A 14,850-nucleotide genomic window follows, 5' to 3' on the forward strand; every position below is an offset into this window, starting at 1 on the left:
ATAATGATATATGGTGTAATTTTTGGTGCAAATTCTTATGAGCATGAAATTAGCATTGTAAGTGCTGTGGTATTAAAAAAAGTACTCAAAGCACAAAAAAAATTTATATTTTGTGATAAAAATAAGGAATTTTTTCTTATAGATGAAGAAAAAATGAATGCAAAAACTTTTAGCAGCGGTGCTTATAAAAAAGAAAAAGCCTTGGTGTTAAAGCAGGGTGGGTTTTTCATAAAAACTATGTTAGGTGAGAAAAAACTTGACATTGATATAGCGATAAATATCATACATGGAAAAGATGGTGAAGATGGCAAAATAGCTGCTTTGCTTGATTTTTATGGTATAAAATACATAGGTCCACGCATAGAAGCTAGTGTTTTATCTTTTAATAAGGTTTTAACTAAACTTTATGCACAAAGCGTAGGGGTGAAAACACTTGATTATAAGGTTTTAAATTTGCATAAAGAGCAAAATGTATCTTTGGACTTTCCTTGTATTTTAAAGCCTGCAAGATTAGGTAGTAGTATAGGTATAAGCATAGTTAAAGATGAAAGCGAGCTTAAGTATGCCAAAGATGTTGCTTTTGAATTTGATGAGGATATTGTGATAGAACAATTTGTAAGTAATATTAAAGAATATAACTTAGCAGGTTGTATGATAGATGAAAAAATGGAATTTTCTATTATTGAAGAGCCTAGAAAAAATGAAATTTTAGATTTTGAACAAAAATATTTAGGTTTTTCAGAAAGTTCTAAAGTAAGTGAAGCAAATATTAGTGAAGAATTAAAACAAAAATTAAGGGATAATTTTATTAGAATTTATAATCCTTTATTTAAAGGAGCTTTGATTCGCTGTGATTTTTTTGTGATAGATGATGAGGTTTATTTAAATGAGATCAATCCAAATCCAGGATCTTTAGCAAATTATTTATTTGAAGATTTTACTAATGTAATTAATAGTCTAGCTAAAAATATAGAATTTGAAAAGCAAATTAAGATTGATTATGCTTTTATTCATAGTATTAATGGACAAAAAGGTAAGCTATAATCATGGCTACTTTTAGCAAAGATGAAATTTATACTGCAACTGAAGTGGTAAGAAATTTCAGTACTATGCTTGAAAAAACAAAAAAAAGTGAAAATGGTAGAGTGGTGATTGTAAAAAACAATAAATTTGAAGCTGTACTTTTGAACTTTGAAGAATATGAGCGTTTAAATGAAGCTGTGATGCTTTTAGAAAAGATTTACAAAGATAAAAAAGGCTAGAAATGGCAAAAACTAGAGTGTATTCTAATGGATATTTTTATAATTTAAGTTATGAAATCATCAATCCAAAATGCAAAAAAACAATTCTTATTTTACATGGTTGGGGTGCTAATAAAGAGCTTATGAAACAAGCTTTTGAAAAGCCTTTGAGTGATTTTAAGCAAATTTATTTAGATTTACCTGGTTTTGGAAATTCAAGTATAGATGCACCTATGGATTCTTATGCTTATGCAAAGGTTGTAGAAGACTTTTTAACTACGATAGAGCAAAAAGCAGATTATTTAATGGGGCATTCTTTTGGCGGAAAAGTTGCGACTATTATGTGCCAAAATGCTAATTTTCAAGGTTTGATTTTGCTTTCTAGTGCAGGCGTGGTTTTACCAAAAAGTTTTAAAGTGAAGTTTAAAATAGCCTTGTTTAAAATTTTGAAAAATCTCCCTTATGGGGATTTTTGGAGGAAATTTTTTATTAGTAAAGACGCTCAAGGCATGAATGAAGTGATGTATGAAACCTTTAAAAAGGTTGTTAATGAAAATTTAGAAAATGAATTTCAAAAGCTTAAAAATCCTATTTTGATTTTTTGGGGTAATGAAGATAAGGCTACACCTTTAAAAAGCGGAGCAATTATCCATTCTTTAGCACAAAAAGGGAAATTTTTTGCATTAGATGGGGATCATTTTTTCTTTTTAAAACATGCTGATTTTATAAATGAAAAAATACATGAGGAATTTTTAAAAAATGATTAGTATGATAGCTTTTTTAAGTTTGAATTTTTTACTTGGATTTTATCTGATTTTAGCCTTACAATGGTATTCTTATAAATTTTCACGCATATTTTTACACTTTTCCAAACCCTTATGGCATTTGTATTTTTTAATAATTCCTTATTTTGCTTTTGTGTTTTCTTTGTATAGTGGAAATTTTTATTTATATTTTATAGTTTTTGCTCTATCTTTACTATATGGTGGATATTTATATAAAAATTTAGATAAAAAGCTAGTTTTTACTGCTAGGATTAAGCGTTATTTTTTATTTTTGTTACTTTTTAGCTTGATATTTATGCCATTTTTTTGGATAGGTTTAGAAGCTTTAGTAGTTACATTTTTATTAAGCTTTTTTGTGGAAAAAATTAATCAGAAAAGTTTTATAAAAAAAGCAAGTAAAAAGATTTGTGATAATCCAAATTTAAAAATTATTCTAATAACTGCAAGTTTTGGAAAAACAAGTATAAAAAATTTTTTATACGAACTTTTAAAAGATGAGTTTAAGTGCTATAAGACTCCAAGAAGTGTTAATACTTTTATGGGTATAGTAAAAGATATCAATGAAAATTTGGAAAATAATACTGAAATTTATATCGTAGAAGCTGGTGCAAGAGAGCAAAATGATATTTTAGAAATTACAGAGTTTTTAAATCCTCAAATTTGCATAGTAGGTGAGATTGGTTTGGCACATTTGGAATATTTTAAAACTCAAGATAATATCCGCAAAGCTAAGTTGCAAGCTTTAAAATCCAAGCGTTTAGAAAAATACTTTTTACACTCAAGCACCTTATATGAAAATGAATTTTATGATGAGTATTTAAGTGATGTTAGGGCAAGTTTGGAAGGATTGGATTTTAAAATAAGATTAGATGATAGTATTTATGACTTTCATGCAAATTTACTAGGTGCTTTTAATGCTTATAATATTAGTGTGTGTATTTTGCTTGCACATTATTTAGGAATTAAAATAGAAAATATTACAAAAAGCGTATCGAATTTAAAGGCAGTAGAACATCGCTTGCAAGTGATTTCTAAAGAGCCTAAATTTATCATAGATGATGGTTTTAATGGAAATTTTAAGGGTATGAGTCAAAGCTATGAGCTTTGTAAAAGCTATCAAGGAAGAAGAGTTTTAGTAACTCCTGGTATAGTTGAAGTTAATGAAGAAGAAAATATAAAATTATGTAAAATTATTAATGAATGTTTTGATTTTGTGATTATTACTTCAGAGACTAATAGCGTGATTTTACAAAAACATATCACATTAGATTTTTATGTATTAAAAGAAAAATCTCAACTTGTGCAAACTTTATCAAGATTAACTCAAAATGGGGATCTGATTTTATTTTCCAATGATGCGCCAAGTTTTATGTAAAACCATTTAGCTTAAAAAGGCCAGATGGTCTCCATAAATTTTGTTCCCCAAGGCTTGCGTGTAGATTTGTCTATATCGCCTTCAGTTTTATAAAGAATTTTTGCATCAGCTATATATTTACTATCTATCATATTATCTTGAGAAATATCATAAGGTCTTATAACCCCACTTAGTTGAATGATTTGTTTTTCTCCATTGATTAAAAGCTCACGACTTCCTTCTATAAAATAATTTCCATTAGATAAAACCTTAATTACTCTAGCAGAAATTGTAGTTTGGAAATTTTCACTTCTAGTTTGACTTCCTGTGCCTTGATATTGTGAAGTACTTGCTGTGGTATAGCCTATATTTGTATAGTCATTAACAAAATCTCTAACTTTGCTAAGTCCAGCACCTGTAGTTATTTGTCCACCGCCTAAATTTACATTGTTGTTTTTGCTTGTAGATTTAGAGCCTTGTGAATTTTGTGTAGCATTTTCTCTAATGACTACGGTTACCAAGTCATTTACATTCATTGCTTTTTTATCAGAAAATAAAGGGTTATCTCCTTTACCAAACAGCGATCCAGGATTGCTTTGAGTATTATGATTTTGCTTAGGAGCTAGTTCTTCTACATAAGTAGGTGGTTTCATATTAATATGTGGATCAACTGTGGCACTACAGCCAAACATTACAAAAGGTAACAAGTAAAAATTAACATTTTTAAATTTCATAGCTTTATAACCTTATATTATTATGATGAATTTTAAAATAATTATATTATAAAAAACAATTATTTTGTTAAATAAAGAGGAAAAAATGAAATCTATGTTTTTATTAAACTGCATTGATGAAAAATTTTTGCAGCAGTGTTTAGAAAAGGTACGAGGTAAAATAGCTTTTTACTTTCCTGTTTTTTGTGAAAAAAATAAAGAAAAAATTACTTCATTTTGCACAAAAAGAAATCTTAAAATAGATTTTTTTAGTAGTTTTAAAAAAAATGAGTATCAAGGTAAATTCACTCAAAATTTAAATGATTTTTTTAAAAAAATTATTGAAGATTTTGAGAAAACAAAAAAAGAAAATGATTTTACTATAGTAGTTGGAGTAGATGATTTTGGCTTGATGGGGGATTTAAATTTGAATATAGCCTTAGCTAAAGAGCTAAACACTCCATTGTATGCAAAAAGTCAAGATGAAAATCATACTATGTTAAATTTTTTACTAAGCCAAAAGCTTAGCGACTTTGTTTTGTTAAAAGAAAATGAAGATTTTACTCAAGATTTATTACAAGAATATACTTATAAAACTCAGGCAAGATTTTCTTATGAGCTTTTTGAAAAAGCAAAAGCGGATAAAAAAATAGTAGTTTTACCTGAAAGTTTTGATGAAAGAGTATTAAAAGCTAGTGAATTTTTGATACAAAATGAAATTGTTGATTTGATTTTGCTAGGTGATAGCAATGAAATTTGTGCGAAAGCCAATAGTTTAAATATCAATATCGATGGTGTGCGTATTATAAATCCTAAAAATTCTCAATATAATGAAGAATTTGAAGAGCTTTTATATGAAGCTAGAAAAAGCAAAGGCATGAGTAAAGAAGAAGCTAAAAAACTCGTGCAAGATAAAACTTATTTTGCGACTTTACTTGTGCATACTCAAAAAGCCCATGCTATGGTAAGTGGTGCAAGTACAACTACTGCTGAAACTATTCGTCCTGCTTTGCAAATTATCAAAACAAAACCTGATGTGAGTTTGGTTTCTGGTATGTTTTTTATGTCTTTAGAAGATAAGGTTTTGGTTTTTGCTGATTGCGCTGTTATGCCAAATCCAACCCCTGAACAACTTGCTGAAATTGCTTATGTGAGTGCAAATAGTGCTAAAGCTTTTGGACTTGAACCTAAAGTGGCTTTACTTTCATATTCTAGTGGAGATAGTGGGAGTGGAGCTAGCGTGGATGCAATTAAAGAAGCTACTAAAATAGCTAAAGAAAAATATCCTCAACTTGAGCTAGAAGGTCCTATACAATTTGATGCAGCATATGATATGCTAACAGCAAAAAGTAAAATGCCAAATTCTAAAGTAGCAGGAAAGGCAAATGTATATGTGTTTCCTGATTTAAATGCGGCAAATATTTGCTATAAAGCAGTACAAAGAACAGCAAATTCTTTAGCTATTGGCCCGATTTTACAAGGTCTTAAAAAACCAATTAATGATTTAAGTAGAGGTTGCTTGGTGGAAGATATTGTTAATACTGTGATTTTAAGTGCTATTCAAGCACAAGAATAAGGAGAAAAATGAAAATATTAGTTTTAAATTCAGGTTCATCTTCAATTAAATTTAAGCTTTTTGAAAAAGATGAAGCCCTAGCATCTGGTTTAGTAGAAAAAATAGGCGAGCAAAGCTCTAAAATAGAACTAAAAGATCTAAAAAGTGGTCAAAAATACCAAAAAGAATTAGCAATTAAAGATCATGAGCAAGGTATTGAATTGGTAAATGAATTATTTGCTCAAAGTGGAATTTTACATGATTTAAATGAGCTTGATGGGTGTGGACATAGGATAGTTCATGGAGGTCCAAATTTAACTAAACATTGTTTAGTAGATGATGAAATTTTAAAAGAAATTGATAGAGTTTCTCATATAGCACCTTTACATAATCCTGCACATTTAATAGGTATTAAAACTATGATAAAAGCAGCTCCAAAAGTTCCCAATGTGACAGTTTTTGACACAGCTTTTCATCAAAGCATGCCTGATTATGCTTATATGTATGCTTTGCCTTATGAGTTTTATGAAAAACACCAAGTTAGAAAATACGGCTTTCATGGTACTTCACATTCTTATGTAAGTAAACAAGCTGCACATATACTTGGTAAAAATATTAATGAATTTAATGCAATTAGTGCTCACCTTGGAAATGGTGCGAGTGTTTGTGCTATAGAAAATGGAAAATGCGTAGATACTTCTATGGGCTTTACTCCACTAGAAGGTTTGATTATGGGAACTAGATGTGGTGATATTGATCCTGCTGTATTGCCATTTTTAGCAAAAGAATTAAATTTAAATCCATCTGATTTAGATACTATAATGAATAAAAAAAGTGGTGTTTATGGAATTTGCGGGTTTAATGATTTTAGAGATATTGAAGCGCAAATTGAAGAAAATAACGAAAAAGCAAGACTTGCTCTTGATATGTTTTGTTATCGTTTGAGTAAATATATTGGCTCATATTTTGCGATTTTACCTAGAGTCGATGCGTTGATTTTTACAGCTGGTATTGGAGAAAATGATAATATTGTTAGAGCAAAAGTTTGTCAAAGACTAGCACATTTGGGATTTGATATAGATTTAGATAAAAATACACAACTTAGAAATGGTGAGATTAGTAAAAAAGACTCTAAAATTAAAATTTTAATTGTTCCAACAGAAGAAGAATTAGAAATAGCTAAAATTACCACAGAACTTATTAAAAAATAAATAACCTTGAGTTTTAAACTCAAGGTTTGTTTTAAAATGCAGGAACTACAGCACCTTGGTATTTTTCATTGATAAAATCTTTTACTTTTTGACTTTGCAAAGCCTTTATTAAAGCTTTGATTTTAGGATTATCTTTATTATCTTGTGTAGTTACTAAGATATTTGCATAAGGACTTTCTTTACTTTCTATTAAAATAGAATCTTTTACAGGATTTAAATTTGCTGATAAAGCATAGTTTGAATTAATCACTGCAAAATCAACATCATCTAAAGCTCTTGGAAGTTGTGCTGCTTTTAACTCTTTAAATTTGATATTTTTTGGATTATCTTTAATATCAAGTGGAGTTTTTAATGCGATATTTTTAAAACTAACTAGTTTAGTACTAGCGATAATATCTAAAGCTCTGCTTTCATTTGTCGGATCATTTGGTACAGCTATAGTAGCATTTTGTGGAAGATCTTGGATATTTTTATATTTTTTAGAATAAACAGCCATTGGTTCGATGTGAACTTTTGCAACGCTAATTAATTTTGTGCCTTTATTGGCATTAAACTCATCCAAATAAGGTTGGTGTTGGAAGAAATTCGCATCAAGTTCTTTACTATCTGTACTAAGATTTGGTAAAACATAGTCATTAAATTCTTTAATTTCTAATGTGTAACCTTCTTTTTTTAATAAATCTTTAGTTTGTTCTAAAATTTCAGCATGAGGCACAGGTGTTGCACCTACAGTGATAACTTCATTAGCAAATAAACTTGCACCTAAAATTGTGCTTGCAGCGAGCAATTTTAACAATTTCATATTAACTCCTTTTTTATAGTTTTTTAAAATGTTTGATTATATTGTAAAAATATTAATAAGATGAGAAAAGTTTTATTTTTGTTTGTTTTTATATTCTTTAGAAAAGCATTTAAGTTCTTTTATAAATTTTATATAACCACCTTTATACCAACTTTTTTGAGCATTAATAAGGGCTTTTCCAATTTTATAAGAATAAGTATTTTGATTTTTAATACCCTCGCTTTTGTAATCATCATAGCTTGATAAAGGTGGAAGTTTAAGGTAAGGTTTTGTTTTCAAATCTTTTTGGTATTGTTTAGCTAGTTTTGTGTGTTTGTAATAAATCTTTAGTAGAGTAAAAGGTAAAAAAGGAATTTTTTTCTTATTCTTAGTGCACTCTATAAAGGCATAACCTAGTTTGTATGATAAATGATATCTTGTGCGTTGGATGGATTGCTTGTTGTCTTTGTGAAAAGAGCCTATATATTTACTTCCTCCAAGTTTTAACCATTTTTCATAATATTCTTGCCATTTAGGCCATGTTTGATTGCAAAATTTACTATTCCAAAAACGACTGTTGGTGCCACAAGCATGAACTATAGAAGCATTTTGTGTAAGATTTGTAAGATAATGAGTACTTCCCGTGTATTTGTCTTTTAAATTTTTGACTTTAAAGTGATTTTCATAAACCATTAAGGAAAAAATTCCTTGATCTTGCCAATTTTTAGTATTTTGTGAAAGATAGTTATAAATGAATTGATAACACTGTAAAGGATTTGGTATAAGATCGTTAAAGACTAAAATTCCTGTTTGATATACACGCTTATTAAGATATTTTTTTTCTAAAGGCAGTGCTGTGTGAATTAATGTTTTACCTAATCTTGCACCAAAATGATATTTTCTAGCTCTTAATTTACTAAGTTCATCTATACTTTTTAAAAGTAAAACATCAAAATCAAGATAGATAATACTTTCGCATTCATCTAAAAACTTAAAAGCTTCAAATCTTGCAAAAGCCATATGCGTCCATCTTCTTAAGAAAAATAAATTATTAATATCATTTTGATTTTTACTAAGAGTGGTTAAAAAATCTTCTTGAGTAAAAAGAATAAATTTAATTGTTTTATTTTTAACAATTTTTTGCATGATATTTTGATCATTCAAGCTAAAACCATCATGTAAAATGTAAAACACATCTACCTTTTCACCCATAACATCCATGATATTAATGAGCAAGGTTCCTATGGTAAAGCTTGAATTTTTAGTCGCTGCTAGTAAAATACCAAGTTTATGCTTCATTGTTTATCTTTTGGTGATTTTATAAAGAATATTTCCTATAAATTGTATGATTTGCACTAGTATAATTAAAATCACAACAGTTTGAATCATAATATCAGTTCTAAAGCGCTCATAACCATAGCGAATGGCCACATCACCTAAACCACCACCACCAACAGTTCCTGCCATAGCAGAAAAACCAATAATAATAATCAAAATTAAAGTAATACCATTAATAATACTTGGTAAAGCCTCGCTAAACATAACTTTAAAGATAATTTGTGCTTTACTAGCTCCATAAGATCTTGCTGCTTCAATGATAGCAGGATCAATTTCTTTAAAAGCACTTTCTATCATTTTGGCTAAATAAGGTGCAATTCCTATGGTAAGTGGTACTATGGTAGCAGTTGTTCCTATGCTAATACCAATGAGATATTTTGTAAAAGGACTTAAAACTACAATAAGTACTAAAAATGGAAAAGATCTTAAAATATTGATAATAAAATTAAGCACACTGTAAATGCTTTTATTTTCCCATAAGCCACCTTTATCAGTAACAGTAAGCACAATTGCAGGGATAAGCGCGATTAAAAAGGCTAAAAAAGTGGCTGTAAAACTCATATAAAGAGTTTCTAGTAATGCCGGATAAAGTATATTTTCAAAATTTCTTAAAATTGTTTCTAAGTTCATTACACAAGCTCCCAAATAACGCCATTTTCTTGTAAATAATTTAAAACTCTTTCTTGATCTTTAGCTTCTATATTGATCACCAAATTTCCTAAAGCATTGTTGTTTAATTTTTCTATCTTACCCCAAACTATATTAAAATCAATATTTAAACTTCTAGCCATATGAGTGATAATGCTTTGGTTTGCTTTTTCTTTGCAAAAGTATAAGCGCACATTAACTCCATTTAGTGGTAAAAAATCACTTTCCCCTAGAAATTCACGCATTTTTTCACTTGGTTTTAAGAATAAATCTTCGATTTTCCCTTGACCTATGATTTGTCCATGCTCTAGCAATACAGCCTTTTGTGCTATTTGTTTTACTGCCTCCATTTCATGAGTTACTAATACTACACTGATGTTAAATTCTTGATTGATTTTGGCAATAAGTTCTAAAATATTATTTGTAGTATTTGGATCAAGCGCAGAAGTAGCTTCATCACTTAGTAAAATTTTAGGATTTAAAGCAAGGGCTCTAGCTATGGCTACTCTTTGTTTTTGCCCACCACTTAGCTCATTTGGATAAGCTTTGCTTTTAGCTAAAAGTCCCACAAGATCTAAAAGTTCATTAACTCTTTTTTGAATTGTGCTTTTGTCAAAATTATGAATTTCTAAAGGCATAGCTACATTTTCAAATACATTTTTTCTACTCATAAGTGCAAAATGCTGAAAAATCATCCCTATATCTTTTCTAAATACTCTTAACTCTTTTTCTTTTAAAGTAGCTATTTCTTTACCAAAAACTTCCACACTACCGCTTTGATAATTTTCTAAACCATTAATACATCTTAGCAAAGTTGATTTTCCTGCCCCGCTGTGTCCAACAAGAGCATAAATTTCTCCTTCTTTAACTTCTAAAGAAACATCATTTATAACTAATTCTTTGCCATAATATTTTTTAAGATTTTGTATTTTTATCACTTATTAGCCTTCTAAATTAGAAATTTCATCATTGATTTTTTCAAGTTGAGTTTTAATGCTTTCAAGTTGAGTTTTATTTTGCTCAACAACCGCAGCCGGTGCATTAGAAATAAATTTTTCATTTTTCATCATAGCATCTAGCTTGTTAAATTCTTTTTCAAGTTTTGTTTTTTGACTATTAAGTCTATTTAAAACACCGCTTAAATCAAGATCTTGAGTTGGTATAAATACTTCTAAATTCTCGCTTACATCTCTAATGGATTTTTCCAAATTTGTATTGATAAACTCGATGTTTTCACATTTTGCAAGTGTTGAGATGAAATTAGTGTAATTTTTTAACTCAGCCATTAAACTCTCATCGTTTAATTTTATACAAGCTTTTTGAATTTTTGCATTTGCAAGTTCTACTAAGGTTTTTGCACGGCGTAAACTCACTATGCTTTCTATAATGATATTAAATAATTTTTCGATTTTTTCATCTCTAGAATTAAATTTAGGATATTTTGAAATCATTATAGATTCATGAGTTTGGATAGAAGTTTTACTTAACTCATGGTATAAATGCTCGCTAATAAATGGCATAAAAGGATTTAAAAGCTTTAATGCTTCTTTAAAAATACTTCCAAGCTCTTTTATGCTTGATTTTTCAGCCTTACTAAGTTCGATTCCCCAATCACAAAATTCATCCCAGAAAAATCTATACAAAGTATTTGCCGCATCATTAAAGCGGTAATTATCTAAATTTTCTCTTGTTTCTTTTACGCATACTTCAAAACGAGACAGCATGTATTTTGCCAAGTTAGTTTGAATTTTGCTTTTATCTAAATCTTCAAATTTTTCTTCATTTAAAAGTAAAAATTTGCTTGCATTATAAAGCTTATTCGTAAAATTTCTAACTTGTATGAGTTTGTCATTGCTTAATTTTATATCTCTACCTTGGATAGCTAAAAGAGCAAGGGTAAAACGCAAGATATCAGCACTGTATTCATCCACGCTTTGCACAGGATCAATGACATTACCTAAAGACTTACTCATTTTTCTACCTTGCTCATCTTTAACTAAAGCATGCAAATATATATCTTTAAAAGGAAGTTCACCTAAGGCATTAGTGCTTTGAAACATCATTCTAGCAACCCAGAAAAATAAAATATCAAAACCAGTGATTAATAAAGAATTTGGATAAAAATCTTTTAAATCATCTTTATGCCAAAGTGTATTTTTACCCCAGTCTTTATTACCCCAACCTAAAGTACTCATAGCCCAAAGACCTGAAGAAAACCAAGTATCTAAAACATCAGGATCTTGTTTGAAATTAGTGCTTTGGCATTTTGGGCATTGGCTTGGAGTTTCTTCGCTTGCCCATTCATGAGAGCATTCACAGTAATACACAGGAATTTGATGACCCCACCAAAGTTGTCTTGAAATACACCAATCTTTTAAATCTCTCATCCAAGCATTAAAACTATTAATCCAATGTGCAGGGTAGAATTTGCTTCCACCAAGATTAACTTTTTCTATACTTTCTTTTGCGATTTCATTTTTTACAAACCATTGTTTAGAAATATATGGCTCAACCACATTTTTACAACGATAGCAATATCCTACTTGATTAGTATAATCTTCTATTTTTTCAACAAAACCTTTTTCTTGTAATTCTTTTATAATAATATCTCTTGCATCTAATCTTTCTAAGCCTTTAAAATGCAAGCAATGTTCATTTAAAATACCTTTTTCATCAAAGATGGTAATAAATTCAAGTTTATGTCTTAAGCCTACTTCATAATCATTATGATCATGTGCTGGGGTCACTTTTACAAAACCTGTACCAAATTCCATATCTACATGCTCATCAGCAATAATAGGAATTTTTTTATCTATTAAAGGTAAAATGACATTTTTGCCTATTAAATGCTTAAATCTTTCATCGCTTGGATTAACCATCACAGCGCTATCACCAAAATAAGTTTCTGGTCTTGTGGTGGCTACTACGATATATTCTTGAGAATTTTCTAAGAAATATTTTAAATAATATAATTTTCCTTTATTTTCTTTGTGTTCTACTTCTATATCGCTTAATGCTCCATCATGAGTGCACCAATTTACCATGTAATTTCCACGCACGATAAGCTTTTTATCATAAAGATCTACAAAAGCTTTTTTTACTGCATTTACCAAACCCTCATCCATAGTAAAACGCAAACGACTCCAAGCGGGAGTGATACCCAAAATTCGCATTTGCTTAACTATGGTACCACCGCTTTGCTCTTTCCATTCCCATACCTTTTTTACAAATTCTTCTCTACCGAGTTCTTCTTTTTTAATGCCTTGAGCTAAAAGTTGTTTTTCTACAACATTTTGTGTTGCAATCCCTGCATGATCAAGTCCTGGCTGATAAAGAGTTTTGTAACCATCCATTCTTTTATAACGCGTTGTGATATCTTGTAGAGTACAAGTTAGAGCATGACCTATATGCAAAACACCTGTTACATTAGGTGGTGGCATCATAATACAAAAGTTTTTACCTTTTTCTTGAATTTTTTCATTACCATTGATTTCAAAATATCCGCGTTCTTCGCAAATTTTATAATATTCTTTTTCTAGTGATTTATCATACATAATTGCTACCTTGAGAATGAAAATAAATTGTTATGTTAGCTTAAAATTGTTAAAGAAGTTTTGAAATTTAGAAATTAGTTATAAAAACTAATTTCTACTTTACGATTATTTTGTCTTTGAGAATCAGACTTATCTTTAGTAGGATAGGTGTCTTTTCCCAAAGATTCTATTTCTATAACCTCAGTAAAACTAAAGAAATGTTTAGCCACATTCATTGCTCTATTTAATCCTATCATATAGTTTGCAAAAGTACTACCTCTATCGTCTGCATAACCTTGAATTTTAACTCTTTTGAGTATATCTTCTCTTGCTAGATTTTGATTGATTTTTTCAAGTAGATTTTCATTGCTGTATTCACTATATCCATTTCTTTCAAATAAAAATTTCAAATCAGAAATTTTAACATCTACATAATTGTATTTTTTCTTATTTTTAGCAAAAACAATATCTTTATTATATATGCTTAGTTTCATATTGTCATTTGAAAGCATATCGATAAAAATAGTTAAATTGTAATCTTGAGAATTAATTTTAACAGGATTAATCATTTCTTTTAACATATCAACCCTATAATCACTTAAACTTTTTCCATCCAATACATAAACTTTAACAAAATCATTACTTAATCTTGGTTCATATCTGCTAGTTTTACCTTTTGTAATGTATTCTTGCATAGTATTTTTATATTTTGTTGTTTTTTCTTTTTTTATGCTTGTTTGTTTGTTGTTTTCAACGAGAACTTTTTGTTCTTCTTGGGCTACTTTAGGAGTAATAGTTTCATTTTTAGAAACTTCAGCTATATTTGTTTGGGTTGTTGGCGCGACTTCTTGAGTGCTTGTATTTTCATCTATGATAGGATTATTTTGTACTGGAATTTCTTCTTTTAAAGACTCCGGATTTATTTGTTGTGATGGATAATAAGTATTATCACTTATATTATTTCTTTCTTGATTGTATTGAGTACTTGGCGGAGTGTAGCTTTGATAAGAACTACTTTTTTTATAATCATATACATAAGTATTTGAATCATCTTCAAAATACCACATATAAAAACCAATACTAGCGCCTATTAGCACCACAAAAGCTATACTAAAAGCAATAATACTTTTCATTTTTTATCCTTTGTGAAGTCCTCAAAAGGACTTTGATTATTTATAATTTTTAATAGAATTTTCTAAAATTTCACTTGCTTTTTCAATACCTGCAAATTCTTTTACTTTTACCCATTTGTTTGGCTCAAGCATTTTATATGTTTCAAAGAAATTTTTGATTTTATCTAGGCTTGCTTTTGGTAAATCATCTAAACATTTAATATTATCATATCTTGGATCTATTTTACTTACAGGAACAGCAAGTAATTTTTCATCCATACCGCTTTCATCTTCCATTAATAATACCCCTATTAAACGACAAGGAATCACAGCTCCTGCTTGGATAGGGTATTCATTTAATACTAAAATATCAATAGGATCGCCATCATCTGCAAGAGTATTTGGTATAAAACCATAGTTTGCTGGATAAAACATAGCTGAATACATCACGCGATCAACCATGATGGCTCCGCTTTCTTTGTCAAGTTCGTATTTAATGTTTGATCCATAAGGAATTTCAATAACTGCATTAAGTTTATTTGGTACTTCTCCAACTTTGATTTTGCTAATATCCATTTT

Annotated in this window: 13 protein-coding genes and 1 pseudogene; 6 read left to right on the forward strand and 8 right to left on the reverse strand. The window is 29.0% G+C overall.

The annotated features are described in order from the left end of the window. The first annotated feature begins 3 nt into the window (after nt 1-3). Genes CAMP5063_RS04450 through CAMP5063_RS04465 form a run of 4 tightly spaced genes read left to right on the forward strand, consistent with a single transcriptional unit; the run spans nt 4 to nt 3,401 of the window. Nucleotides 4-1,044 (forward strand): D-alanine--D-alanine ligase, encoded by a 1,041-nt coding sequence (locus CAMP5063_RS04450; protein ID WP_337194886.1) that lies wholly within the window; start codon nt 4-6, stop codon nt 1,042-1,044. 2 nt (nt 1,045-1,046) lie between these two features. Continuing rightward, on the forward strand, nt 1,047-1,262 hold the full coding sequence (locus tag CAMP5063_RS04455) for a type II toxin-antitoxin system Phd/YefM family antitoxin (protein ID WP_087699049.1): 216 nt from the start codon (nt 1,047-1,049) through the stop codon (nt 1,260-1,262). A gap of 2 nt (nt 1,263-1,264) precedes the next feature. After that, nucleotides 1,265-2,008, forward strand: coding sequence for an alpha/beta fold hydrolase (locus CAMP5063_RS04460; protein WP_263737727.1), 744 nt, complete (start codon nt 1,265-1,267; stop codon nt 2,006-2,008). Next, nucleotides 2,001-3,401: a Mur ligase family protein gene (locus CAMP5063_RS04465; RefSeq protein ID WP_263737726.1), complete on the forward strand. Its 1,401-nt coding sequence runs from the start codon at nt 2,001-2,003 to the stop codon at nt 3,399-3,401. The genes CAMP5063_RS04460 and CAMP5063_RS04465 overlap by 8 nt, the downstream gene beginning before the upstream one ends. Nucleotides 3,402-3,412: 11 nt before the next feature. Here CAMP5063_RS04465 and flgH read toward each other — a convergent pair whose 3' ends face one another. Next, on the reverse strand, nt 3,413-4,114 hold the full coding sequence (flgH, locus tag CAMP5063_RS04470; RefSeq protein WP_133319229.1) for a flagellar basal body L-ring protein FlgH: 702 nt from the start codon (nt 4,112-4,114) through the stop codon (nt 3,413-3,415). An 85-nt stretch (nt 4,115-4,199) separates the two neighbouring features. Between flgH and pta the strand changes: the two genes are divergently transcribed. Both pta and CAMP5063_RS04480 read left to right on the forward strand, forming a co-directional pair. Continuing rightward, complete coding sequence (gene pta, locus CAMP5063_RS04475) at nt 4,200-5,669, forward strand: phosphate acetyltransferase (RefSeq protein ID WP_318529733.1); 1,470 nt, start codon at nt 4,200-4,202, stop codon at nt 5,667-5,669. Between the two features lie 8 nt (nt 5,670-5,677). After that, nucleotides 5,678-6,859: an acetate kinase gene (locus tag CAMP5063_RS04480; protein WP_263671581.1), complete on the forward strand. Its 1,182-nt coding sequence runs from the start codon at nt 5,678-5,680 to the stop codon at nt 6,857-6,859. A 31-nt stretch (nt 6,860-6,890) separates the two neighbouring features. Here the strand turns inward: CAMP5063_RS04480 and CAMP5063_RS04485 are convergent, their stop codons facing one another. The 7 genes and pseudogenes from CAMP5063_RS04485 to ppa all read right to left on the reverse strand — a co-directional run bounded on the left by CAMP5063_RS04485 (nt 6,891) and on the right by ppa (nt 14,847). Beyond that, nucleotides 6,891-7,661: a MetQ/NlpA family ABC transporter substrate-binding protein gene (locus CAMP5063_RS04485; protein ID WP_263671580.1), complete on the reverse strand. Its 771-nt coding sequence runs from the start codon at nt 7,659-7,661 to the stop codon at nt 6,891-6,893. A gap of 72 nt (nt 7,662-7,733) precedes the next feature. Then, entirely contained in the window at nt 7,734-8,939 is a 1,206-nt protein-coding gene (locus tag CAMP5063_RS04490) for a glycosyltransferase (protein WP_337194887.1), read from the reverse strand. Nucleotides 8,940-8,948: 9 nt separating this feature from the next. Beyond that, a pseudogene (locus tag CAMP5063_RS04495) lies at nt 8,949-9,605 on the reverse strand (methionine ABC transporter permease); the annotation flags it as partial. 2 nt (nt 9,606-9,607) lie between these two features. Continuing rightward, complete coding sequence (locus CAMP5063_RS04500; protein ID WP_263661301.1) at nt 9,608-10,564, reverse strand: methionine ABC transporter ATP-binding protein; 957 nt, start codon at nt 10,562-10,564, stop codon at nt 9,608-9,610. 3 nt (nt 10,565-10,567) lie between these two features. Beyond that, nucleotides 10,568-13,180, reverse strand: a complete 2,613-nt coding sequence (locus CAMP5063_RS04505) for a valine--tRNA ligase (protein ID WP_263737724.1) — start codon at nt 13,178-13,180, stop codon at nt 10,568-10,570. A 74-nt stretch (nt 13,181-13,254) separates the two neighbouring features. After that, nucleotides 13,255-14,292: a hypothetical protein gene (locus tag CAMP5063_RS04510; RefSeq protein WP_263666776.1), complete on the reverse strand. Its 1,038-nt coding sequence runs from the start codon at nt 14,290-14,292 to the stop codon at nt 13,255-13,257. 36 nt (nt 14,293-14,328) lie between these two features. After that, complete coding sequence (ppa, locus tag CAMP5063_RS04515; RefSeq protein WP_220566652.1) at nt 14,329-14,847, reverse strand: inorganic diphosphatase; 519 nt, start codon at nt 14,845-14,847, stop codon at nt 14,329-14,331. Nucleotides 14,848-14,850 lie beyond the last annotated feature (3 nt).

This window comes from Campylobacter sp. RM5063 (assembly GCF_024723655.1).
Taxonomy (GTDB): domain Bacteria; phylum Campylobacterota; class Campylobacteria; order Campylobacterales; family Campylobacteraceae; genus Campylobacter_D; species Campylobacter_D lari_D.